This is a genomic window from Kushneria marisflavi (genome assembly GCF_002157205.1).
In the GTDB taxonomy this organism is placed as follows: Bacteria; Pseudomonadota; Gammaproteobacteria; order Pseudomonadales; family Halomonadaceae; genus Kushneria; species Kushneria marisflavi.
On sequence record NZ_CP021358.1, the window covers coordinates 800171 to 825204 of the forward strand.

A 25034-nucleotide genomic window follows, 5' to 3' on the forward strand; every position below is an offset into this window, starting at 1 on the left:
GCCTGAAAAGGCCCGAAGCCGCGCCATCGAGATTGGCAGTCAGGCTTTCGATGGCGCCTGCGGCTTCTTCGTGATCAAAGACACCGCCTGGCGCTGTCTCTGAAAATCGGATCGGGATGGCATCCATGCCATGGCCATGATGGCCTGATGCCTCCTTTCATGGGTCCTCCGACAGCTCGACGCCAAAAGGTGCTCCTCCTGAGAAAAGTCTCATCCTGAGAATCTCCTGATGACCTGCCGCGCTGCCATGCAAAAACCTTTGCCAAGGGTGTGCCATAAATATCAAAAGCCTTTAAAAACAAAATCTTGCAGCAAGAAGCTTTATAAAGTCATTGATATTCGAGGCTCAAAAGCCACCACGCTTCCCGTAATCGTTGCCATATGGCGACAATACCAACCAGATAAAAGCATAAAGCGTTGATTTAATTGTATTTTTACATGTCTCCGCAGACCGACAAACCCCATGTCTGGTTGTCTCAAAAAAACGACAGCGCCATTTTGACGGCTCAACGCTTCGCGCCGGAAGTTCCTGAAGCGCTCAACACCTTGAGCAACACCCGGGAATTGCGCTGCGGGTTGTAGTGCTGACGTCGTCTTTCGGGCAGCGCCTCGACGTCGGCCGTTTCAAAGCCTCGCTCGAGAAACCAGTGCAGCGTATGGGTAGTCAGGGCAAACAGTGAGGATAACCCCTTTTCTCGAGCACGCTGTTCGACGCCGTCAAGCAACAGATCGCCACGCTCACCACCACGGTAGCTGGTATGTACCGCCACACAGGCCAGCTCACCACTACCGGCTTCCGGATAGGGATGCAGTGCCGCGCATCCGATCACCATGCCGTCACGCTCGATGACCACATAGTCATCGATTTCCTGCTCAAGGCGCTCACGCGAACGCGCCACCAGCATGCCCCGCTCTTCCAGCGGCCGCAGCAGTTCGAGCAGTCCGCCGATGTCGTCGATGCGGGCACCGCGAAGCTGCTCGTAGCGCTCGCGAGTGATCATGGTGCCGACCCCATCACGGGTAAAGAGCTCCGCCAGCAGTGCATCCCGGTCCTGCCAGGACACCAGATGGGTTCGCCCAACGCCCTGACGCGCAGCATCACAGGCAATATGCACATGCTCGGCGAGCTCTGCATTCTCGTGCTGACAGACCAGAGCCTGGGCCTCCTGCAGATTCGGCTGACGCATCAGCCGGCCCTGGGGGCTATATAACCCGCCGGCACGTCCGACGATGATCAGCTTGTCGGCCCCCAGTGCAATGGCGGTATGGCGGGCGATATCGGCGGCATCCAGATCAAAGACCTCCCCGGTGCTGGAATACCCCAGCGGCGGCAGCACTACCAGCGAGCGTTGATCCAGCAGGGTACGAATGGCGTCACTGCGCACCCGACGCACCTCGCCGGCGCGCAGGAAGTCGATGCCCTCTCGAATGCCCAGCGGCTTGGCCATGACCAGATTGCCGCTGATGGCGTTGATTTCGACACCATGCAGCGGTGTGTTGGAAAGCCCGGGCGAGAGCCGGGCCTCGATGGCCAGCCGCAGGGTCGAGGCTTCCCGTTCAATCAGCGTCATGCAGGCCTCATCTACCACAAAACGCCCCTGATGACGCCTCGGCGTCAATGATGCTGCCTCCAGGGCCTGACGTACCTGAGCGCGCACGCCAAAGACCAGCACGAGCCGGACCCCCAGAACATGCAATAACGCCAGATCCTGAATCAGCGGCGCCCGGCGCTCGGGCGTCAGCCCCTCGCCTTCAATCAACACCACAAAGGTACGCCCCCGGTGGGCATCGATATAGGTCGATGAATTTCGAAACCAGTCGGCAAAGGGAAATGAGGTGTCCAAGGCGGCTCCAGGGTCAAACAGGCATCAATGAGGCCTTACGAATGTGAAGGCCCCCTTATCTTAAAACAGCCGGCGCCGAGACGCAGGCCCGGACACGATCTGAGGGCATCGACCATAAAAAAGACCGCCGTAAGAGACGGCGGTCTTTTCTGATACGTTATGCCGGCATGGTCGAGAATCTAGCCAAACATGCCCTTGAGCATGAAAAAGAAGATGATCGACAGGGCTGCACCGGCCGGCAGGGTGACCAGCCAGGAAATCACGATGGTGCCCAGCACCCGCAGGTTCAGTGCCTGCATCCCGCGCGCAAGGCCTACACCCAATACCGCCCCGACCAGCGTATGCGTGGTGGAAATCGGCAGTCCCGTGCCGGAGGCGATTACCACGGTCGTGGCCGCAGCAAGCGTCGCTGCAAAGCCGCGTGACGGCGTCAGCTCGGTAATTCCGGTGCCGACCGTGGCAATCACGCGGTGTCCGTAGGTCAAAAGACCCACGACGATGCCGCCGCCGCCAAGAATCAGAATCCACCAGGGCAGCGCCGCGTCCCCGCCGATCTGCCCCTGGCTCTGTACGACGCTGACCACGGCCGCCAGCGGACCCACGGCGTTGGCCACATCGTTGGAACCATGGGCAAAGGCCATGGCACAGGCGGTAAACATCATCAGAACCCCGAAGATGCGCTCAACGCCCGTAAAACTGGAGCGATTTCCTCCTCGCGGCTCATGCGTGATACGCCGTTCAAGCAAAATGCCCAGCAGCGTAATAATCGCGCCCACGCCCATGGCCCAGAGCAGCGCATCGGTAAAGCTGAGGTTCAGCCCCACATGGCTCAGACCCTTGAGTAGCGTCACCATGGCCACGATAAACCCGACCAGAAACATGTAGCCCGGCACATAGCGCCGCGCCGCTGCCAGCGGATCCTTGTTTTCAAAGATCAGGGTCTGAATCGAGCGAAACAGCAAAAAGGCAATCACCCCGGCGGTGACCGGCGAAACCACCCAGCTCGAAACAATCTGGCCAACCTCACCCCACTGCACGGAACTCGGCCCCAGACCTGCCACGGCAAAGCCAACGATCGCGCCGACCACCGAGTGGGTGGTGGATACCGGCCAGCCCTGCTTTGAAGCAATCATCAGCCAGATGGCGGCAGCCAGCAGTGAAGACAACATGCCATAAACCAGATACTGGGGTTCACTGCTGAGCAGCGTGGGGTCGATGATGCCGTTGCGAATGGTGGCCGTCACCTCACCGCCGGCAAGCCATGCCCCCAGAAATTCAAAGACAATGGCGATACAGATCGCCTGACGGATGGTAATGGCCTTGGAGCCCACCGAGGTGCCCATGGCATTGGCAACATCGTTGGCGCCAACCCCCCAGGCCATAAAGAAACCGAAAACGCAGGCGAGAAGAATAAAGAGCTCGCCATGCTGTGCGATGATGGTCATAGGAAAATGTCGTTATCCGAACTTCGGTACCCGATGATGACGTGCACCTATCGGGCCAAAAGGATTTGCAGGCGGCTGCCTACGCGTTCAGAGCGGTCAGAAACCTCACCGATCCAGTCAATGATCTGATAAAGAAACATGACATCGACGGGGGGGAGATTTTTTTCCAGCTCAAAAAGGCGGCGCCGGATCATGACCTGCTGATCGTCGGCCTGGTGTTCAAGTTCATGGAGTTTTCGAATCTGATCGCTCAGAAGGTCGGAAACATTGCGTCCGAAGCCTGACTCGAGCAGATCATCCAGCTCGGCCAGCGCCTGGCGGGCCTGATGGACGGTGGCGACAGCTGTACGCACATACTCCTGAAAGATGTCCTCCATCGCCTCGGGAATACGCATGCGCCGACCCAGCATGATCCCGGCGATATCCTTGATCTTGTTGGCGATCTTGTCCTGTACACTGATCAGTTCAAGCAGATCGGAACGTGAGACCGGCAGGAAAAGGCTGTTGGGCAGATTCATGCGGATATGGGTTTTCAGTTCATCGGCTTCATGCTCGCCGTTACTGATGCTGTTGCGAATTTCGGCGGCACGCGCCCAGTCCTGCTCAAGGGTCGCCTGAAAGAAGACCGGCAGCAGATCCGCGCACTCGACCGTCTTGTCGATATGTTCAAGCAGCGGTTGGAACGGCGACCGCCCGAACAGCGCTGAAAAGGGATTGGATGACACCATGGTGATTTCACTGCAATGAAAAATGGCGTCACCAGTATATTTATCTGACTACCCTGCGTCATGAAAATTTAACGTTTGGCCCCAGGATAGAGCGAATTAACACATGAATCCGAGCACACAAGGCGACGATACGGACACAAAAGCCCCTGAGACCCCTCAGGAGGTAGAACTCAAGCTGGCACTGGGCCTGGACAGCATCGAGGCGCTCAAGGCGCATCCACTGTTGAAGAACACGGTCTGCGAGACGCACCGCCTGGCCAATGTCTATTACGACACCCCCGAGCGCGCCCTCGAGCAGTACCGGGTGGCGCTGCGACTGCGCGGCGACGGCCAGCGCTTTGTTCAGACGGTCAAGACAGCCGGCCACGGCCATGGCGGCCTGCACACCCGCGGCGAATGGGAAATTCCACGCGATCAGGAAAGTCTGGATACGCACTGGCTGGCAGGACTGGGGGTCACCCCGTTTGAGCAGGACGCTGTTCGAGAGCACCTGGCACCGGTCTATCGCACGGACTTTCAGCGCACGCAATGGCTGCTTGAACATGACGACAGCCACATCGAGCTGGCGCTGGACATCGGTGACATTGTTGTCGGCGAGCGTCGAGTGGCCATTCATGAAGTCGAACTGGAACTCAAGGGCGGCCGGGAAGCGGCGCTCTGGTCACTGGCCGATCAGCTGGCCGAACAGTGTGCCCTGCGCCCGGCGAATGCCAGCAAGGCCGCGCGAGCCGTTGCGCTGCGCGAGCAGCACTGGCAGCTTCCGCCCTGTGCACTCGACATGCCGGAGCAGTGCCTTGAGCGCGCCATTCTGGCGCTGGACGCCTTTCAGGACAGCCAGCAGCAGACGTTTTTATATGCCGCACGTCAGGCTCTGCTCAAACTGGTGCGTCATGACGATCCCAATGTGGCCATCCTGGCTGGCCGGCTGGCCGAGTCGCTGTCTCGTACCGAGTGGCTCGACTGCCGCTTTGGCCAGCAGTGGCTGCTGTTGATGCAGCGCCTGTACCGTCAGTAGGTCATCGCGGGGGCGCTCACGTGGCCTGAACCGATACCGGGTGAAGCGATACCGGCAGCAGTGTGGCATTGAGCTGTCCCAGCACGTCCTGGGGCGGCATGGGCCGGGCATAGATAAACCCCTGGATCTGCTCGGCTCCCATGTCACAGACCGTCTTGAGCGTGGCACTCTCCTCAACGCCTTCGATCACCACACGAAAATCGAGACGACGACACAGGTCGATGACCGAGGTCATGACGTGACGCTTGCGCGGTTCGCGCTCGAGGTCCATGACAAAGCGGCGATCGATCTTGATGCAGTCCAGTGGCAGCTCGCACAGCTGTGAGAGTGAGGAGTAGCCACTGCCAAAGTCATCAAGGGCAATCGAGATGCCGTGCTCACGCAGTCGAATCAGATTGCGCAGTGCAATCGCAGGCTCTGCCAGCACGGCCGATTCGGTAATTTCCAGATTGACCCGTCGCGGGTCGGCACCGTGTTTCTCGATCAGCCGCATCATGTCATCGACCAGCATCGCATCCTTGAGCTGATGACGGGACAGATTGATGTTGATGACGAAGTCGCGACCAAAGCGCTGAGTGAAAGCCGGATCGACCAGAATATGCAGCGCCTTGTCGATCAGATGCTGACTGAGCTGATGGATCAGACCGGTAGACTCGGCCGCTTCGATGAAGGCGCCCGGCATGGCGATGTCATCCCCGTCGCGCAGGCGCATCAGGGCCTCAAAGGCAATGACCCGCCCCCCTTCCCTGACGCTGACGATAGGCTGTAAAAAACAGAGCACGCCATCACAGGCCAGTGCTGCGCGGATCAGTTGCTCACCTCGGCTGGCCCTTGTGGCGCGCGCCTGAAGCTCATCGCTGTAGTAATGAATGCCTCCGACTCCGGCACTCGAAGCGTTATTGATGGTCAGGCGCGCCTGCTTTCTCAGTGATTCCACACTCTCGAAATGACCGGCTTCGAACGGTACGACACCCACCACATACGACAGCCATACGCGGCCGGTCGGCGTTTCCAGCGGCATGCCCAGCATTTGCTGAAGCGGCTCGAGAAAACGCGCCATGGCCTGTTGATCCTGGAAGTCGGTGACAAGCGCATAGCTGAAACCGGGCAAGGCAATCAACTGGCTTGCTGGCAGCAGCTCATTGAGCAGTGCTGCGATACGGATTTCGAGTTCGCGGGTATTATGAAAATGTTCGGATTCGCTCAGGAGCGTGGCATTGACCATGGTGACCTTGACCAGCGCATGGCGTGCACCAGGCGCCTCACCCAGCGCATCCTCAAGAAGCTGGTCGAGCAGATCAGAGTTGCCTAGACCGGTCACCGGGTCACGATAGCGTTCATGCGTAATATCACTGAGCACGCCAGTCAGCCCAAGCGTTCCCTTCTGTTCGTGACCTACCGTACGCAGGCGCACGAAACGCCACTCTCCCCGGCCATCAAGCAGACGACACTCGATGCGTGACAGGGCACTCGTGGTGACCGCCTGCTGACAGTGCTGGCGCACTCTTTCGCGATCTTCCGGGTGCAACCTTTGACACCACTGCGTCAGTGATGAGGGGTCCACATCATCGTGATAGAGCGTTTCCCAGCGTGAAGACAACGTGAGGACATCGTTTTCCGCCTGCCAGTGCCAGATCACATCATGCTCACACAGCAGCATGCGCTCATACCGGGACAGCTGCATGTTGTCCGACGTCGGACGAACAGCCTCAAGCGTCACCGGTGGCTTGAGCAGATCGATCAGGTTGTCGCAGCAGGTCGACAGGTGGGACAGCCTTTTGTCATCGGGCGTCGTCGCCCCAGCCGCAAGCTCATCGGCCAGATAGCGAATGTCATGACATAATGCCTGCACCGTACGACGCATGGCGCACCCCGTAAATGTTGTTACTGACTGACAACGGACCAAATCGTGCTCTGCTCGTTACCCCGTTCGATGGGTAACCCGAGACAGGCATGCGATGGCCGTCAAGCGTATTGCTGTGTTTAACGGCGAGGGCTGCGTTTGCTGAAGCGCCATGGCATGATTTTTTGGCGTCCACGTTGAATTCAGACGCTACTTTCTCTCACAAGGATTTCGGAGCGCTGGTGAGCAGCCAACCCCAAAAACACAAACTGACACTTCGCGAACGTATCTTTCAGATCATTTTTGAATCGGATACGCCCTCCGCCAAGGCCTTCGATATTGCGCTGATCATCATGATCGTGATGAGCGTCGTGATCATCATGCTCGACAGTGTCGTCAGTCTTAAGGCCCGCTATGGCGAGGCTTTCTTGATCGCCGAGTGGTGCTTTACCGGCATCTTTACGGTCGAGTACCTGCTGCGCCTTTACTGTCTGGACCGCCCCTGGCGCTACGCCCGCAGCACCTATGGCATCATCGACCTGCTGAGCATCCTGCCGTCCTGGCTGAGCCTTTTGATCCCCGGCTCTCAGGCCATGCTGGTCATCCGGGTACTGCGTGTCATGCGTCTTTTCAGGGTGCTGCGCCTGATGGAGTTTGTCGGCGAGGGCCATCTTCTGCTTGAGGCGCTGGAGCGCAGCAGACAAAAGATATTGATGTTTTTGATGACGGTCATCTCACTGGTGATCGTCTTCGGGGCGCTGGTCTATCTGATCGAGCCGGTCGAGGCCGGTTTTACCAGCATTCCCAAGTCCATCTACTGGGCGGTGGTGACGCTGACCACGGTCGGCTACGGCGACATTTCCCCCATCACGCCGCTGGGACAGTTCATCTCGGCGATGATGATGATTCTGGGTTATTCGATTCTGGCCGTCCCGACCGGCGTCTTCTCCGCCGAGGTCATGCGCTCGATTCAACGAAATCATTACTCCGATGAAGCCTGCCCGGGCTGCGGCCATGAGGGTCATGAACGCGACGCCAGGTACTGTCGGCTTTGCGGCTCCTGGCTTGATGAGGAGGCCGATGACCCCAGGCGCAAGGAAATTGACGATGAAATCGAGGAACTGCAAAAGGAACGCGAAGCCCTCGATGAGGAGGCCAAACGACTGGAGCAGGAGCGAGATGGCAACCCGCCCTCCCACGATGGCTGCGATGACTCGGAACCCACTGATGACTCACCGAAGCCGCGCTAACGGTCCATCGATGTCGTGATCAAAAAAACCTGCAGGCATGCCTGCAGGTTTTTTTAGGCCAACACCCATGCCTCGGCGTCTGCATCAGCCAAAGGCGCTGACATCCCCCCGGCCCTGCCGGAGCACTTCAGGCGGCAGGGTTCGCATGTCCAGCACCGTGGTCGGCTCCATGGGACAGGCACCACCATCGATGATGGCATCAAGCTGCGACCCGAAGCGGTCACGAATGTCTTCGGCGTCCGTCATGGGCAGGGTCTCGTCCGGCGCGATGAAGGTCACGCTCATCAACGGTGCTCCAACGGTTTCCAGAATGTCGCGGGTGATCCGGTGATCCGGTACGCGAATGCCGATGGTACGACGCTTGGGGTGCAGCAGCAGTCGCGGCACTTCGTTGGTGGCATCCAGAATGAAGGTATAGGCACCCGGCGTGTGCGCCTTGAGCACTCGAAAGATCGGGCTGTCCATGCGTGCATAGGTGCCGATCTCGTTGAGATCGGGAAACATCAGGGTGAAGTTGTGCTTGTCATCAAGGTTACGCAGACGCTTGATCCGCTCCACGCCCTTCTTGTTGCCCGGCAGACAGCCCAGCGCGTAGCCGGAGTCGGTCGGGTAGGCAATGACGCCTCCCTTTTCAAGGATCTCGCGCGTCTGGGTCAGAAGACGCTTTTGCGGGGTTTCCGGGTGCAGGGAAAAGAACTGGCTCATGGATATCTCTCCTGGGTCTGACAAAAATGGCGCTCAGGGCCTTGCGAAGGCGGGTACCAGCCGCGGATGCTGCCAGATAGGCACCAGCTGACTGCGTGGCACGGCACTCAGGGTGCCCGGGGCCAGCGCCCCGCCCTGATAGTGAAAGTCACTGCCCAGCGAGGCATAAAGCCGTCGTTTGGCCAGAAGCGAGGCCAGGTCACGACTGCGGTCATCGTTTTGATAACCGCTGATCAGCTCGGCGCCCTCGCCCCCGAGTTCGCTGAACTCATCAAGCAAAAGCCCCAGCCGCCGACGGGTCAGACCGTAACGCAAAGGATGCGCCACGATCGCCACGCCACCGGCCTTGTGAATGCTCTCGAGCGTCTCTTCCAGTGTGGGCCAGTGCACCTTCACATCGCCAGTCTTTCCGGCCCCCAGATAGCGCTTGAAGGCCCGTGCCATATCCGGCACCAGTCCTGCATCCACCAGCGCCCGGGCAAAGTCGGGACGTCCCAGCAGTCGGGCATCAGGGTTCTGTTCACGCGCCCGTTCGAGCGCATGATCAAGGCCGACCTTCTCAAGCCGCCGGGCGATTTCGAGCGCCCGCTCATGACGTGCGTGGGCGAGATGCTCAAGCAGCGCGGTCATTGGCGCCTGAGCCTGACCGTGCCACAGCGCGACCACATGAATGCCCACCCCCTGCCAGCGAGTGGACAGCTCGACGCCGGGCACCAGCGTCATGCCAAGTGTGCGGGCCTCACCTGCTGCTGCCTCGACACCATCGATGGTATCGTGATCGGTCAGCGCCGCGCAGGTCAGGCCGCGCTGATGGCATAGCGCCATCACATCCTGCGGTGCGAGTCTGCCGTCGGAGGCCGTGGAGTGCATGTGAAGATCGATATGAGCGGCCTGCTCGAGCGTCATGCCGGGATCAAAGACAGACAATCCGGGGCCAGGCGATGACGAGATGGTATCCTGCGCGTTCATTGGCCTCTCGGTAGCAGCAAAATCAGTGGCAGCGAAGTCTGCGTGATATAACGGCGTCGCCGTTCATCCAGAACGTGACGACGATGAGTGCGGGCATGTTGCGCCGGGTGCCCCGAAGAATCAATGAATGCCCGTATTTCCGCCAGAAGCCCTGCCCGCTGGCCTTTCTCAGGAGTGTTGTGTATGAAAATGCTGATCGACTTTCTGCCGATCGCCATCTTCGTTCTGGTCTATCAGATGACCAAGGATATCGTGCTGGCCACCGCCGTGCTGATTCCGGCCACCATCGTACAGGTGCTCTTCACCTGGTGGCGCTGGCGCAAGGTTGAAAAAATGCATCTGGTGACGCTGGCGCTGGTCGTGCTGCTGGGCGGTGCCACTGTCATTCTGGGCGATGGCGACTTCATCAAGTGGAAGCCGACCGTGGTCAACTGGCTCTTTGCCGTGGCCTTTCTGCTCTCGCCCCTGTTTGGTGGCAAATCGTTGATCCAACGGATGATGGAAAAGAACCTGACCCTGCCGGCAGCGGTCTGGATGCGGTTGAATCTGGCCTGGGTGGTCTTCTTTCTGGCCATGGGCGCCATCAACATCGCCGTATTCATGCATTTCAGCGAGGAAGTGTGGGTCAACTTCAAGCTCTTTGGCATGATGGGCCTGACGATCCTGTTCATCCTTGTTCAGGGCGTCTATCTGGCTCGCCACCTGCCTGACGAGAAAAAGACGATCCATTCCACCGGCACCGACTCAAAGGAGAAGTAAGCATGCTGTATGCCATCATCGGAGAAGATGTGGATGAAAGCCTCGCGGCGCGACAGAGCGTGCGTCCGGAACATCTGGCGCGTATCGAAGCCCTGCGCGATGAGGGACGGCTGGTGCTGGCAGGCCCGTTTCCCGCCGTGGACGGCCTTGACCCAGGCGAGGCCGGCTTCACCGGCAGCCTGATCGTGGCCGAGTTTGATTCGCTGGAGCAGGCCAGAGCCTGGGCCGACGATGATCCCTATGTCGGCGCAGGGGTTTATGCACAGGTCAGCGTCCGTCCGTTCAAAAAAGTGCTGCCCTGATCGATAAAAGGCCCGAATTCGTGGGGCTCGCACGCGCTTATCCACAGGATCGTTGTTATGCACACTCCGCGTGGATAAGGCTGTGACAACATTGTGCGATCCCCGCGAACACATTGCGCAAAGCGTGATGGGGACAGGCCTGACAGAAATCGTTCAAAATTTGATCACCTCCGACCTCTCCCCGGTATTGTCCCTTGTCCTTTAATCACTCCCGGGCGCCCTTCGCCCTTCAGCCGGCGCAGCTGCACTGGCGCGACGATAACGCTCCTGAAGCCGTTGATTACGGTGATGTCTACTTCTCCCGGGAAGACGGCCGCCGTGAAACCGAACACGTCTTTATTGCGGGCAACCATCTCACGGCACGCTGGCACGACTGGCATCAGGCCCGCCCCTTTGTCATTGGCGAGACCGGCTTTGGCAGCGGCCTCAACGTACTGTGTGCCGCTCACGCCTTTCTGGCGCACGCCCCGGCCACGGCTCGCCTGCACGTGGTTTCGACCGAGCAGCACCCGTTCACGGCCGAGGATCTTGCTCGGGCACTGGGCCACCATGAGGATTTTGCCGGTCTGGTCTCTCCCCTGATCGATCAGTGGCCGCCAGCCGTGCGTGGCATTCATCGCCTGGCATTGCACGAGCGCATCACACTGGATCTTCACCTCGGAGACGCCACCGAAAGCCTTGAACAGCTGGAAGGCCGGGTGGATGCCTGGTTTCTGGACGGGTTTGCGCCGTCCAAAAATCCCGCCATGTGGTCGGAGCCGCTCTTTGCCGCGCTGGCGGGCGCCAGCTGGGAAGGGACGACGTTTTCAACCTTCACCTGCGCCGGCGTGGTCAAGCGGGGGCTGCGCCAGGCCGGCTTCGAGATCAAAAAGGTGCCGGGATTTGGCCGCAAGCGCGAGATGCTCAGCGGCCATATGCCGGGCCTGACACCGGAACATGAACGCCACTCGATGCGACGACGCCAGACGCCTTGGGTCATTGATGCCGCACCGCGCCAGGCCAGCCAGAACGACCATATTGCCGTGATTGGGGCCGGCATTGCCGGGACCAGCGTGGCTCATGCGCTGGCACGGCGCGGGCGCCGTATCACCTTGATCGACCCGACTCCGCCGGGCAGTGGCGCTTCGGGTAACCGTCAGGGCGCGCTCTATATTCGCCCGGCCGTCGAGGTCAACGATCAGAGCCGGTTCTATCTCGCTGCCCTTCAATACACCCAGCGCTTTTTAAGCCGGATCGACCCAAAACAGACGCTGTGGTATCCGACCGGGGTACTGCAACTCGCGACCAGCGACCGTGAAGCCGAGCGCCAGCAGCGCTGCCTGCGTCACTGGCAGCTGCCCGAGAGCGTGGTACGCGGGGTTGATCGTGATGAGGCAGCAAGGCTTGCAGGGCAAACACTGGCCGAAGAGGTGCGCCATGGGCTGTATTACGCAGACGCAGGCTGGGTGCGTCCGGATCGGCTCTGCGCCTGGCTGGCCGGGGCACCGGGGATCACCTGCCACCAGGCATCGCTTGAGGCGCTGGCCGCAACGGACACGGGGCATGATCTGACCCTCAGCGATGGAACGCACCTGAGTGCCGATCACGTAGTGCTGGCCTGTGCCGACGGTGCCAGCACGCTACCGGCGGCTTCCTTTCTGCCACTTCAGGCCGTTCGCGGTCAGGTCAGTCACTATCAGCTCGATGAGAACGCGCAGGCCCTGTCGCCACAATGTGTCGTCTGCGCCGGCGGCTACGCCCCGCCTGCATGGGACAACGTGCAGAGCCTCGGGGCATCGTTTTCCCCCAACGACCGCGATCTGGCGCTGCGTGAAGAGGATGACGCCTTTAATCTCGGCGAACTGACGCGCACGCTACCCCGGCTTGCCGCGGCCCTTGAAACCTCGAAGGCACTGCCCTCACGCAGCGGCCTTCGCTGTGCCAGCCCCGACAAGTCGCCCTATGCCGGCGGCCTGCCACGCAGTGAAGAGTGGGAAACGTCCTATGCCCGGCTGGGATTTGATGCCACCCGCGTGCCGGAGACGCTCGGGTGCTATCACTCGGGACTTTGGGTAACCCTGGCCCACGGTTCGCGCGGGCTGGTCAGCGCCCCACTCATTGCCGAGCTTCTGGCCTCTCGCATCTGCGAAGAGCCGCTGCCCCTGCCCGATTCTCTGGTAGACCACCTCAACCCCGGGCGTCGCCTGATTCGCGCCATCATCCGTCGCGAAGCACGATAAGTTCGCAAGGCGCGCCAGAGCAATGTGCTGGTGCGCCCTCGCCTAGTTGACGATGCGCTCCAGTGCCTCGCGATCCAGGCAGCGGTAGGAAAACGAGGGCCGCCCCACCTGACCATAGGCGAAGGACTCGGTCAAAAATCCCAGATTGGCCAGATACTTGAGATACTTGCGGATCGACACGCGAGACATGCCGGCCACCTCGGCCAGCCCTTCGGTGGAAAACTCATCCTGAGGCAGGGCCAGAATGGCCTCACAGACCTGCGCCAGGCTATGGGCGGTCAATCCCTTGGGCAGACCGTTGAGACGCCTTGGCGCGTTACTGTCGGCACGAAACAGGGTGTCCAGCGTCTGCTGGTCCACCTGATCACTCAGAATATCGAGCGCGTCACGGCGTTGACGGCAGGTTTCGAGGGCTTCACGAAAGCGCTTGAACTCGAAGGGCTTGACCAGGAAGTCGTTAACGCCCAGTCGCCGGGCCTCACGCACCGTTTCGGTTTCCGAGGCGGCCGTGATCAAAATGATGTCGGTATCGATGTCACGCTCACGCAGCCAGCCAGCCACTTCCAGACCGCTGCGCTTGCCCAGATAGACATCCAGCAGCACCACATCGACGGTTTCACGCTCCAGTACCACCAGCGCCGTGGTCACATCGCTACAGCGCCCCACCAGCGACATGTCGCCGACCCGGGTGAGATAGTCGACGTTGAGCTTCATGACCATCGGGTCATCTTCTACGATCAGTACTCTCATGCGTGATTGCTCTTGCATCTGATGAACATGCCAACACTTCGTGCATGTTCGGTCATTGACGTACCCGCCCGTTCGCTGCCTCTGCAGCGCCGTTGGCAGGATGATAGGGATAGCTGACCTCGATCAGCGTGCCCTGCCCGGGCGATGAATAAAGCGACAGGCTGCCCTCGACGGCATCGACCTGTTGGCGGACCAGAAAGAGCCCCAGACCGCGGCGCTCTCCCTTGCTGGAAACGCCGTGTTCAAAGATCTCCGTCTGGCGCTCGAGCTCGATACCATCGCCATTGTCCTGAATCTGCAGCGAAAGCGTGCGCGATTCCAGTGCCATGTGAATGGCGACACAGGGGTCATTGCAGGCATCCAGCGCTTCAAAGGCGTTCTCCAGCAGATTGCCGATGATACTGACCAGCGCGTGCACCGTGGCACCGTCGCTGGCCTGAGGGATGGGCGTTTCTGCCTCGATGCTCAGCGTGATGCCCTTCTCCCGGGCCTCACTCTGCTTGCCGATCAGAAAACCCGCCAGCACTGGCTCACGAACACGCTCGACGATCGACTCCGATACCGCATGACGGTAGTCGACCAGCTCCTGCAGGTAGTTTCTCAGTGCGGGTAGATCCTCAAGCTGGGCCAGCCCCAGAATGACATGCAGCTTGTTCTTGAACTCATGCGTGGTCGCTCGAAGCGCTTCGGCGTAACGCCGCACACCGGTCAGCTCTTCGGCCAGCGCCTGCATCTCATGGCTGTCACGAAAGGTCATGACCGCCCCGACCAGCCGTCCATCGGCCTGCATCGGCTGATAGTTGCCCAGAAAGGACTGCCCGCCCAGCTGCATGCGACGATTGATCATGGGCCGGTCACTGAGGACCTGATGCTCGCCGCCACTGGGAGGCAGCAGCACCTCGAGTCTCTCGCCCTGTCGGATTCTGGGCGCATTGAGATCTCCCAGCAGCGAACGCGCGGCCGGGTTGATCAACGTTACCCGGGCTTCGGCATCCACGGCGATGACGCCTTCATGGATGGCATCCAGCGTGACACGCCGCTCGGCCACCAGACGCGCAATATCATCAGGCTCCATGCCCATCAGGCGACGGCGAATGGTACGCGCCAGCCATGCCGAACCCAGACCGCCGATGGCGAGGATGGCCAGAAAGAGAAACAGCAGCCGCTTGTGGGAAGCGGCCCGCAGGGGAGCCAGATGAGAAAGCGTCACGCCCACCGAAACTGCACCGATGATGTCTCCCTGATCGTCGCGCACGGGCGCAAAGCCGCGAATGCTGGTACCCAATGTGCCGATGGCCAGCGAGGCATAGCGTTTGCCCTCCAGCGCCGGCCCCTCGTCGCCGCCGCGAAAATGATGACCGATCCACTCCCGGTTGGGATGAGTCAGTCGAACGCTTTGTGAATTCACGATGACGATAAAATTGACATTGAGCAGCTCACGCAGGGTTTCCATGCGTTGCTCGATGTCGGAATCCGGTGAAGGCGGTGCCTCACTGCTCAGGGCCTCGATCACCTCGTGGCTACGCGCCAGCGTGGTGGCCACGTTGACCACGCGATCCTGCTGGACACGCGTAATGCCACGCCAGAGCTGGTCACTGAAAACGCCGTAGGCCACGACCAGTGACGCCAGGATGGTGATAAAGGCCAAAAGTGCTGCCAGAGTATTCAGACGCACCGGCGACTTGCGCGGCCAGGGATATTCATTCACGTTTTGAGGCATGTCCTGTCCTGGGTCACTGCAGGGCCAATGAATGGCTGTGCGACCATTGTGCCAGAACCTGGAGACGTCACATCCTTTCCCGCATGCCACATACGACCAAGGGTCAATAAACCTTGGTGTTATTTCACAAGGTATCCATTTGTGACCCACCAGGCCGTCACGTTTTCATTAGTTTCAAAAGTCTTTTTTTAATTCACAAAGCTTGGTCATGGGCAGTGCGTCCGTAATCCTCCACCCACTGTCGGGGGTCCATATAGTTTATCGCGATGCCGCCCTGACACCACATCTCCATTTTCCCATCCGCTTTTGATTGACACATAACAGGTCATTGCCATGTCACAGTCTGATACTGCGAGGGCAGCCAGCACCCCCTCCTTCAAAACGTCCGTTGCCTCCTGGCGCATTTTCGGACTTTCCCTGCCCCTGTTTGCCATCGCTCTGGTCGTCCTGATCGCTGCCATGATGCTGGACGCCCTTCCCACCGGCATGATCGGCGCCCTTGCGGCCATGATGATCCTAGGGGAGCTGCTGGGCTTTATCGGCGATCGAATGCCCATCGTGAAAAGCTATCTGGGCGGAGGCGCGATCCTGGCCATTTTCGGCGCGGCGGCGCTGGTCTATCTGCAATGGCTGCCCGAAAGTGTCAGCGACAATGTCACTGATTTCATGAAAGGCGGCGGCTTTCTTAACTTCTATATCGCGGCCCTGATCACCGGCAGCATTCTGGGCATGGACTCGAAGGTGCTGGTCAAGGTCGGCACCCGCTTTGCCCTGCCGCTGCTGTGCTCGGTGCTTTTTGCAGCACTCTTTGCGATGGGCGCGGGGCTGCTGCTGGGCTTTTCTCCCCAGGACGCCGTAGTCGTCATCACCCTGCCCATCATGGGCGGCGGCATGGGTGCAGGTGCCGTTCCGCTGAGCCAGATCTATGAGCAGCTGCTGGGTCAGCCGGCCAGCTACTACATCTCGATTCTGGTACCGGCGCTGGCGCTGGGTAACGTTTTTGCCATCATCATTGCCGGCCTGCTCAACGGACTGGGCAAGCGCGTTCCGTCGCTGACCGGCAATGGCCAGATGATGCCGGGTGTCGAAATCAACGATCACGAGACTGCGCCCGATCTGGGCAAGCTGGGCATCGGCGTTGTGGTCGCCCTGTGCTTTTACATCGGCGGTGAGATTCTGGGTACCGTGATTCCGCTGCACCCCTACGCCCTGATGATCATTCTGGTCGCTCTGGTCAAGATCAGCGGTCTGCTGCCGGAAAACATCACTGATGCGGCAGCCCAGTGGTTTCGCTTTGTGGCCAGGAACTGGACCTTTGCGCTGCTGTTCGGTATCGGCATCGCCTATACCGACCTGGGCCAGGTGATCGATGCCATCTCCATCACCTATGTCCTGATCGTCTTCGCCGTCGTCGCTGGTGCGGCCTTCGGGGCGGGTCTGGTCGGTCGTCTGGTGGGCTTTTATCCGATCGAAGCCGCCATCACGGCCGGACTGTGCATGGCCAACATGGGCGGTACCGGGGACGTGGCGGTGCTGTCAGCAGCCAACCGCATGCAGCTGATGCCCTTTGCGCAGATCTCTTCCCGTCTAGGGGGTGCCCTGATTCTGCTACTTTCAAGCCTGCTGGTGCCGTTGCTGTTTGCCTGAACGGCGACAGCTGTCTAACTCAGACAAGCACTGAAGACAAAACGCCGCTCCCAGGAGAGCGGCGTTTTTTTGCGTTTCTGACCCTCAGGAGGGCGTCGCCGGTCGATTACCAATCGCCCTCTTCTTCGTCATCGGCGACCTGACGGCCAAAGGCGCGCCACTGCTCCTGGGTCATGACTTCGGTCAGCTCGGTCTGCAGATCATGCACGATCAAAAGCTCACCGCGTTCGAGCTGACCACTGACCTCTCCGATCCAGCCACGCTCGCCCTCACCGGTATCGGTCGTGTCATAGCCTTGGCGGGTGACAAACTCCGCCAACAACCGGTTAAGGGTATCCGCCGGCAGCATGCGCGAGGGGACCTCCACGAATCTTCCACTGTTCATGAGTCACTCTCCGATGAAGACGTATTTTCATGCTGACTCAAAAAGGCCAGCAGGGCCTGCTCGTCCATGACGTCAACGCCCAGTTGCCGGGCCTTTTCAAGCTTGCTGCCGGCCGCCTCACCGGCGACCACGGCGTGCGTTTTCTTCGAGACGCTGCCGCTGACCTTCGCCCCCAGCGCCACCAGTCTCGCTTTCGCCTCGTCCCGGGTCAGCGTCTCAAGCGTCCCGGTCAGCACCCAGGTCTGGCCGGCCAGGGGCTGCTCGCGCTCGCCCACCTCGACCTCTTCCCAGTCGATGCCGACCCGGATGAGGTCCTCAATAATGTCGCGGTTGTGTGCTTCGACGAAGAAGGTGTGAATATGACCAGCGACCACCGGGCCGACATCGGCCACCGCCTCCAAAGCCTTTTTTGAGGCGTCCATGATCCGCTGCAGCTCGCCGAAATGGAGCACCAGCGCATTGGCGGTCGCCTCGCCGACTTCCGTGATGCCCAGCGCGTAAATAAAGCGGGCCAGCGTGGTATGCCTGGAGCGCTCAAGCGAGGCCACGAGATTATCGGCCGACTTCTGCGCCATGCGGGGCAGCTCGGCAAGCCGGGCCGCCTCGAGGCGAAACAGATCGGCCGGGGTTTTCACCCATTCGCGCTCGACCAGCGCATCAATCAGCTTGGTACCCAGCCCGTCGATATCCAGTGCTCGACGGCTGGCAAAGTGCTTGAGTGCCTCCTTGCGCTGCGCCGGACAGAAAAGTCCGCCCGAGCAGCGGGCATCCACCTCGTCACCGAGACGCTCCACCCGGGAATCGCAGACCGGACACCGTTCGGGCATCTCGATGATCTGCGCATCATCCGGCCGCGCGTCCATCACCACACTGACAATCTGTGGAATGACATCGCCGGCCCGGCGAATGATTACGGTGTCATTGATGCGGGCATCGAGGCGCTCGATCTCATCCATGTTGTGCAGCGTGGCGTTCGATACCGTCACACCTGCCACCTGCACGGGTTCCAGTCTGGCCACCGGCGTCAGGCGGCCGGTACGACCGACCTGAAAGGTGACATCGCGGATTACCGTGGTCTGTTCCTGAGCCGGAAACTTGAACGCCATTGCCCAGCGCGGCGCGCGCGAGACAAAGCCGAGCTCACGCTGGGCACGCAGGTCATCGACCTTGAGCACGGCGCCGTCGATGTCGTAGTCGAGCTGCTCGCGCCGCCAGCCCATCCTGTCGCAGAAGTCGACGAGGCCATCGGCCCCCGTAACCACATCAATCTCGGGGCTGGTGCGAAATCCCAGATCGCGCAGCTGGGCCATCAGCGCCGAGTGGCATGGCCTGAGCCATTCATCATCAATGCGAGCGACCTGATAAGCGCAGAACTCCAGTGGCCGGGCCGCAGCGATACCAGGGTCAAGCTGGCGCAGGCTGCCGGCGGCAGCGTTACGAGGATTGGCAAACACCTTGCTGTCCTGAGCACGCGCGTCGTTATTGAGCTTCTCGAAGCCCGAGTGGCTCATGTAGACCTCGCCGCGCACTTCCAGCAGGGCCGGAAGATCGTCCCCCGGAGCCGGAGCGGAATGGATTTCAGCGTGCGCAGATTGGCCGTGATGCCTTCGCCGGTACGCCCGTCACCTCGAGTCGCACCCTGTACCAGCAGACCATTTTCATACACCAGCGACACTGCCAGTCCATCCAGCTTGGGCTCGCAGCAAAACCGAATCGACTGCTCGTCGGTTTCAAGCCGCTCGGCCACTCGTCGAGCAAAGGCGCGAACCTCCTGCTCATCGAAGGCATTATCCAGTGACAGCATGGCCACGGCGTGACGCACTTCGGGAAACCCTTCGGCCGGTGGCGCCCCCACGCGCTGGGTGGGTGAATCTGCCGTCACCCGTTCCGGGTGTTCGGCCTCGATCTCCTGAAGGCGGCGCAGCAGGCGATCATATTCCGCGTCGGGAAGGCTCGGCGCATCCTCGACGTAGTAACGATAGTTGGCATCCTCGAGCTGCACCCGAAGTGTTCTGATCTCTTCGGCAATCGGGTCAGCGCTTTTTTTTGCACACATGGCAGTGATTTGTTCCGTTTGACATGGCCGCCGAAGACGACAGCCTCAACATGGGTCAGCCTGCTTTGAGCGTCACACGGATGCGACAGGCGGCCCTGAAATGATCAGGGGGCCCGAAGGCCCCCATAACGCACACCAGATTAATCGGCGTTTAGTGCGCCTGATGATGCAGCCGCCAGCGACGCTCGAACTCATGCACCCGTTGACGGGCAAACTCGACGGTCTGCCCGGTCATGACGCTATGATTTTCATCCTTGAGCTCGCCGCCCAAGTTGCGCACCAGCACCATGGCCGTTTCAAACATGGCTTCAAACGCCTCGCGCGAGGATTCGGCGCTGGGCATCGGCATCAGGAAGGTCACACCGGGTGTGGCTTCTTCTTCCATGTCTTCAAGATCAAAGGTGCCCGGCTTGACGACGTTTACCATCGAAAACTGCAGCGGGCTCTGGCTGGACTCGGTCTCAAAACGGTGGAAGACCCCGCGGTCATCAAGTCGAAGACCACAGGCCAGCACCAGCTGAAGCAGGTCAGGACCGTGAAAACCGTCCTCATCACGAGACATGACGCTGATCACCACGATCTCTTCGGCGTCTTTCAATGCCGTGCGTGCCGATTCTCCTTCGATCATGCCGCGCGCAGCGCGCTCGAGCACCGGATGACGCGATGCCCATCGCGCGCTGTCAAACCGTGAATGGGAAGCAGGCATTTCCTCTTCGGGCTCGGGCTCGTAACGCGGTGCCATGTCCTCTTCACGTTCGAAATCGAACGCGTCGGGAGGCGGGTCGCGGCGATCACCGGAAGCGAAGAGCGGGTCGTCGTCCTCAAACACCTCCTCACGATCGGCCGGGCGCTCGGTCATAGAGGGGGCCTTCTCGCGGGGAGGCTCTGCCGGGCGTGTTTTCTGACGCGGGGCGCGCTTGCCCTCACCGAACGGAAAGACAGATTTCAGACGACGGGCAAAATCATCTCGACGACGTGGCGGCAGTTCCTCCATGTCATCGTCGTCATGGTCATATTCGCGATCCTGCGGATCATCAACCTCGCGCGAGCCGCGCCGCTCTCGGGTCTGATAGGCAGGCATATCGCGCTCGTCATCGAAGTCCTCGTCACGGGCAGGGGCAACGTCGTCGCGCTCCCGGGCGCGATCAATATCCTCATCCCATGTGTCCATGTCGGGCTCATCGAAGCGATCGTCGAATTCGTTCTCACCCCTGGAGATGACCCGGGCGCCGCCGTTGGGCAGTTCCCAGTTCATTCGCTCCTCACGTTCGATATCCTTTGGATCACGTGCAGGCGCACTGCTGTCGATATCGCGTGAAAGGTCCATGCGCAGGCCGCGTCTTTGCCGCTGCAGGCGCCGTACACCGTCAACCAGAATGATGGCGACGAGAACCAGCCCCAGGATAATGAGCCACTCTCTCAATTCCATGTAATCATGCCTGTTGTTGGCACCATGCCAGTCCTGGACATGGCGCGATCGCCTTCGAATAAATGGACGAATGTCCTTCATGGTGTGAAAAAGGTCTTTCACATGTGAAGGTTGTCGTCCGATGACAGCAATATGACGTCAATGACACACATTGCGCAATCGCCCTTCGATTATATCCCTGCGAAACTTCCCGCCGCCAGGGCCCGGCATTCAGGGCCCCATCAGCCCCACCCCGTCACGTCACACTTCTACAAGCTCGGCGGCTTCTTCCACGCCTACCGAGACCAATCGGGACACGCCCGGCTCCTGCATGGTGACGCCCATCAGGCGGTCTGCTGCCTCCATGGCAATCTTGTTATGTGTAATGTAGATAAACTGCACGTTTTGTGACATCTCGCGCACCAGTTTCGCATAACGCCCCACGTTGGCGTCATCCAGCGGCGCATCCACTTCATCGAGCATGCAAAAGGGTGCCGGATTGAGCTGGAAGATCGCAAATACCAGAGACAACGCCGTCAGCGTCTTTTCTCCGCCGGAGAGCAGATGAATGGTGCTGTTTTTCTTGCCCGGGGGCGTTGCCATGATGGCGACGCCGGTTTCCAGCAGATCATCTCCGGTCAGCGTCAGCCAGGCCGCTCCACCGCCGAAGACGCGCGGAAAGAGCTCACCCAGACGCTCGTTGACCTCTTCAAATACCTGCTTGAAGCGTGTCCGCGTTTCCTGGTCGATCTTTCTGATGGCCTGATTCAGGGTATCCAGCGCCTCGGTCAGCTCGGCATGCTGACCCTGAAGATAGTCGCGACGCTCGAGTTGCTGCTCGTATTCCTCGATGGCGGCCAGATTGATCGCGCCCAGCCGGCGAATCTTGTCGCTGGTCGACTCAAGCGCCTCCTGACAGGCCTGCTCATTGGCACCGGCGGCCAACCCCTCCTCCAGCGCCGCGCTATCATGTCCGAGCTCAATGAGCTGCTGCTCCTGGGCTTCAGCCTTGAGCCGCAGTGCCTGAACATCCATGCGCTCTGCCTCGAGCTGTTCGCGCAGGGTCTCAAGCTCTCGCTCGTGCCCCTGACGCTTTTGCTCCAGTTCACGCATGGTGTTGCTGATGGCACTGGCCTCATCGCGGCACTCGTTGAGCAGCTGCTCCTCACGCGTGCGCTGATGCAGTGACTCATCCAGGGACTCGCGCAGCATTTCAAGCGGCTCGAGCGCTTCTTCGCGCTGCGCTTGCAGCATCTCGCGCTTTTCTTCCAGACGCGCGCGCTGATCACCGGCACGCGCGCGCTGGCCCTCGATGCCCTGTCGTTCCGTACTCAGTCGCTGACGCTCAAGCTCCAGCGTATTGATGGCCTCGCGTGCCGGTGCCAGACGGGCGTTGACGGCTTCGCGTGCCTCGCGGGTTTCGCGGCGCGCACGCTCGAGTTGCTGACGTTGAGCATCGTTGTCCTCAACGGTCGCCAGCGCCTGATCCCACTGTTCACGCGCCTGCTCAAGATTGAGTCGCTGCTCCTCAAGCTGTTCGCGCAGGCCCGCAATCTCCTCTTCCAGCTCGCTGTCACGACTGCGCAGATGCTCCAGACGGGTGCCAAGCTGTGACACCTCCAGCGCCAGCGTCTGGCGGCCCTGCTGTTGCTGGCGCTGATGCGCGTAGAGCGCCTCAAGCGCCTCACCATCACGCTGGCGCTGCTCGCGAAGCGCTGCGATCTGCGTCTCGTCCTCGGCAACACGTTCATCAAGCTCGCCAAGCTCCAGATCAATGCGGTCACGGCGCTGGCGATTGACCACGATGCTGCCGGTCTGCTCATCGCTGACCTGACGATGCGCCCAGTGCCGGCCCAGCCATAGCCCGGAAGGTGCGATCACGCTGTTGCCGGCCTCCAGATGTTCGCGCGCCTGCCAGGCGGCGGCATCGCTTGCGACCGTGACCACCCGTCCCAACAGCTCACTCAGGGCCTCGGCGCCGGTGACTCTGGCTGCCAGCGTGTTAGCCCGCGGCAATGAGCCGGCACGCCCCTCTTCGAACAGGGTCAGCCTGCCCGCCGACAGCGCCTGCAGGGCAGTACGGGCGCGTGTGTCATCGGTCATGCGGGCCGCCAGCCAGGGGCCGAGCACCACATCGACCGCTGCCTCCCAGCCGGACTCGACCTGAAGGCGCTCGGCCAGTTGTGGGGCAGCGGACAGATCGAACGCGTCCAGATGGGCATCCAGCGCCTCATCGCCGCTTTCGAGCGCGGCACGAATCAGGGCGTCGAGCGAAGCGCGTTCGCCCTGCAGGGCACTGCGTCTGGCGTGATGCTCATCGCGCGAACTGCCAAGCACCTGAAGGCGGGTCTCGATGTCATCAAGGCCCTGTTTGAGCTCAAGTCGGCGCGTTTCGTCGGTCTCAAGCTCAAGATCCAGCTCGGCCAGACGCTCGGCCGCCATCTCGCGCTCTTCGACAAGTGCCGCCTGCTCGGGCAGTTCGTCTCGCTGCTTCTGGCGCTGAGCGATGCGCGCGTTGAGATCATTGATCACACCATCAAGACGCTGCACATCACTCTGGGCGCGCGCGGCGCTGCGGGTGGCGTTTTGATGCTGCTCGCTGAACCCCTCCCAGGCTTCCAGCGCGGCCTGCTCTCGCTCGGCGGCTTCCTCAAGCCCGGCCTCGACCATCTCGAAGGCTTCACGCGCGGCTTCAAGCTCGGGCGACAGGGCATCAAGGCGTGTGGTGATGTCCTGATAGCGCACCTCATCTTCACCGGCCAGACGCGCCAGATCGGTCAGGTCCCGATCGATGGCGGCAATATCGGCCTCGCTTTGCTGCTCCCGCGCTCGGGCGCTTTCAAGCTGCTGCTCCAGACGTGCGATGGCGGCACCGGTGTCATAAAAGGCGCGCTGGCGTGCATCCAGGGTTTCCGCCAGACCGTCATGCTGGCTGCGGGACTGCTCAAGGCGATTTTCACTTTCGCGCATGCCAAGCACGTTACGCTCGACGCTGTTTTCAAGCTCGCGCACCCGGGTATCACGGGTGCGCTGCTGTTCACGAAGCGCCCGAGCTCGGATGAGGGCCAGCTCGCCCTTGAGGCGATGCTCGCGGCCTTTCAGCTCGCGGTAGCGTTTGGCGGCCTCGGCCTGACGCTTGAGGCGCTCAAGCTGCTTGTCGAGCTCTTCGCGCAGATCATCCAGACGTTCGAGATTTTCGGTGGTACGCCGCATGCGATTTTCGGTTTCGCGACGACGCTCCTTGTAGCGCGAGATGCCAGCCGCCTCTTCCAGCGTGGCGCGCAGTTCTTCGGGGCGCGCCTCGACCAGTCGGGAGATCATGCCCTGACCGATGATGGCGTAGGAGCGCGGGCCGAGCCCGGTGCCCAGAAAGAGATCGGCGATGTCACGGCGGCGGCATTTCTGACCGTTGAAGAAGTACTGGGACTGCCCCTCACGAGTGACCAGCCGGCGTACGGCGATCTCGGCATATTGTGCCCAGGCCCCGCCCAGCTTGCCTTCGCGATTATCAAAGGTCAGCTCGATCGAGGCCTGACCCACCGGCTTGCGGCCGGTCGAGCCGTTGAAGATGACATCGGCCATCGACTCGCCGCGCAGGTACTTGGCCGAAGACTCGCCCATGACCCAGCGTACGGCATCGATAACGTTGGATTTTCCACAGCCGTTGGGCCCGACAATGGCAGTCATGTCGGTATCAAAGGGGACTGTCACCGGGTCGACAAAGGACTTGAAGCCGACCAGTTTGATCGATGTCAGGCGCATTCCAGTGGAGGACTCCGGGAACAGGTCAATCGGCGGGCGCCGGGCGGCGACAGACTGGCGTCGCAGGCACCGGACAGCGCCGCGGCAAAGCGCGCCACTCTACTACGATTGGCGCGCTTTCTCCATGTCAATGACTACCGCCACCGTATGGTTTCGGTTACCTTTGAAAGGTTGCCCGTGACACCTTTTGCTCCGCACCCATCCGGGTGATGGTCGTGTCACGCGAC

General features: G+C 60.7%; 17 protein-coding genes and 1 pseudogene. 6 read left to right on the forward strand and 12 right to left on the reverse strand.

Annotated features, from left to right (window positions below; translation table 11 throughout):
- Positions 1–506: 506 nt before the first annotated feature.
- The 3 genes from argA to B9H00_RS03725 all read right to left on the reverse strand — a co-directional run bounded on the left by argA (position 507) and on the right by B9H00_RS03725 (position 4017).
- On the reverse strand, positions 507–1844 hold the full coding sequence (gene argA / locus B9H00_RS03715; RefSeq protein WP_086899533.1) for an amino-acid N-acetyltransferase: 1338 nt from the start codon (positions 1842–1844) through the stop codon (positions 507–509).
- 179 nt (positions 1845–2023) lie between these two features.
- Complete coding sequence (locus tag B9H00_RS03720; protein ID WP_086899534.1) at positions 2024–3289, reverse strand: inorganic phosphate transporter; 1266 nt, start codon at positions 3287–3289, stop codon at positions 2024–2026.
- A gap of 47 nt (positions 3290–3336) precedes the next feature.
- Positions 3337–4017 (reverse strand): TIGR00153 family protein, encoded by a 681-nt coding sequence (locus tag B9H00_RS03725; RefSeq protein ID WP_086899535.1) that lies wholly within the window; start codon positions 4015–4017, stop codon positions 3337–3339.
- Between the two features lie 103 nt (positions 4018–4120).
- Here B9H00_RS03725 and B9H00_RS03730 point away from each other — a divergent pair, with 103 nt between their 5' ends.
- Positions 4121–5032 (forward strand): CYTH domain-containing protein, encoded by a 912-nt coding sequence (locus B9H00_RS03730; RefSeq protein ID WP_086899536.1) that lies wholly within the window; start codon positions 4121–4123, stop codon positions 5030–5032.
- 16 nt (positions 5033–5048) lie between these two features.
- Here the strand turns inward: B9H00_RS03730 and B9H00_RS03735 are convergent, their stop codons facing one another.
- Entirely contained in the window at positions 5049–6896 is a 1848-nt protein-coding gene (locus tag B9H00_RS03735; RefSeq protein ID WP_086899537.1) for an EAL domain-containing protein, read from the reverse strand.
- Between the two features lie 221 nt (positions 6897–7117).
- Between B9H00_RS03735 and B9H00_RS03740 the strand changes: the two genes are divergently transcribed.
- On the forward strand, positions 7118–8125 hold the full coding sequence (locus tag B9H00_RS03740; protein WP_227875789.1) for an ion transporter: 1008 nt from the start codon (positions 7118–7120) through the stop codon (positions 8123–8125).
- 84 nt (positions 8126–8209) lie between these two features.
- Here the strand turns inward: B9H00_RS03740 and B9H00_RS03745 are convergent, their stop codons facing one another.
- Positions 8210–8830: an L-threonylcarbamoyladenylate synthase gene (locus tag B9H00_RS03745; protein ID WP_086899538.1), complete on the reverse strand. Its 621-nt coding sequence runs from the start codon at positions 8828–8830 to the stop codon at positions 8210–8212.
- Between the two features lie 33 nt (positions 8831–8863).
- Entirely contained in the window at positions 8864–9799 is a 936-nt protein-coding gene (locus B9H00_RS03750; RefSeq protein ID WP_322788265.1) for a PHP domain-containing protein, read from the reverse strand.
- Between the two features lie 183 nt (positions 9800–9982).
- On the opposite strand from B9H00_RS03750, the gene B9H00_RS03755 reads away from it, so the two are divergent.
- The 3 genes from B9H00_RS03755 (at position 9983) to mnmC (ending at position 13079) form a co-directional block, all read left to right on the forward strand.
- Positions 9983–10558: a septation protein A gene (locus B9H00_RS03755; RefSeq protein WP_086899539.1), complete on the forward strand. Its 576-nt coding sequence runs from the start codon at positions 9983–9985 to the stop codon at positions 10556–10558.
- A 2-nt stretch (positions 10559–10560) separates the two neighbouring features.
- Entirely contained in the window at positions 10561–10860 is a 300-nt protein-coding gene (locus tag B9H00_RS03760; RefSeq protein ID WP_086899540.1) for a YciI family protein, read from the forward strand.
- Positions 10861–11054: 194 nt separating this feature from the next.
- Positions 11055–13079, forward strand: coding sequence for a bifunctional tRNA (5-methylaminomethyl-2-thiouridine)(34)-methyltransferase MnmD/FAD-dependent 5-carboxymethylaminomethyl-2-thiouridine(34) oxidoreductase MnmC (gene mnmC, locus B9H00_RS03765; RefSeq protein ID WP_086899541.1), 2025 nt, complete (start codon positions 11055–11057; stop codon positions 13077–13079).
- A 42-nt stretch (positions 13080–13121) separates the two neighbouring features.
- On the opposite strand, the gene B9H00_RS03770 is transcribed toward mnmC, so the two are convergent.
- On the reverse strand, positions 13122–13829 hold the full coding sequence (locus tag B9H00_RS03770; RefSeq protein WP_086899542.1) for a response regulator: 708 nt from the start codon (positions 13827–13829) through the stop codon (positions 13122–13124).
- Positions 13830–13881: 52 nt separating this feature from the next.
- Entirely contained in the window at positions 13882–15549 is a 1668-nt protein-coding gene (locus B9H00_RS03775) for an ATP-binding protein (protein WP_086899543.1), read from the reverse strand.
- A gap of 333 nt (positions 15550–15882) precedes the next feature.
- Here B9H00_RS03775 and B9H00_RS03780 point away from each other — a divergent pair, with 333 nt between their 5' ends.
- On the forward strand, positions 15883–17196 hold the full coding sequence (locus tag B9H00_RS03780) for a 2-hydroxycarboxylate transporter family protein (RefSeq protein ID WP_086899544.1): 1314 nt from the start codon (positions 15883–15885) through the stop codon (positions 17194–17196).
- Between the two features lie 106 nt (positions 17197–17302).
- On the opposite strand, the gene B9H00_RS03785 is transcribed toward B9H00_RS03780, so the two are convergent.
- From B9H00_RS03785 to smc, 4 genes and pseudogenes are all read right to left on the reverse strand, one after another.
- A complete protein-coding gene (locus B9H00_RS03785; RefSeq protein WP_086899545.1) occupies positions 17303–17581 on the reverse strand; it encodes a YheU family protein in 279 nt (92 codons plus the stop codon).
- A pseudogene (ligA, locus tag B9H00_RS03790) lies at positions 17578–19637 on the reverse strand (NAD-dependent DNA ligase LigA). The gene B9H00_RS03785 and the pseudogene ligA overlap by 4 nt, the downstream one beginning before the upstream one ends.
- 151 nt (positions 19638–19788) lie before the next feature.
- Complete coding sequence (gene zipA / locus B9H00_RS03795) at positions 19789–21066, reverse strand: cell division protein ZipA (protein ID WP_086899546.1); 1278 nt, start codon at positions 21064–21066, stop codon at positions 19789–19791.
- Positions 21067–21306: 240 nt separating this feature from the next.
- The gene (gene smc / locus B9H00_RS03800; RefSeq protein ID WP_086899547.1) at positions 21307–24807 is read right to left on the reverse strand and encodes a chromosome segregation protein SMC; all 3501 of its coding nucleotides are present in this window, start codon (positions 24805–24807) and stop codon (positions 21307–21309) included.
- Positions 24808–25034: the final 227 nt, after the last annotated feature.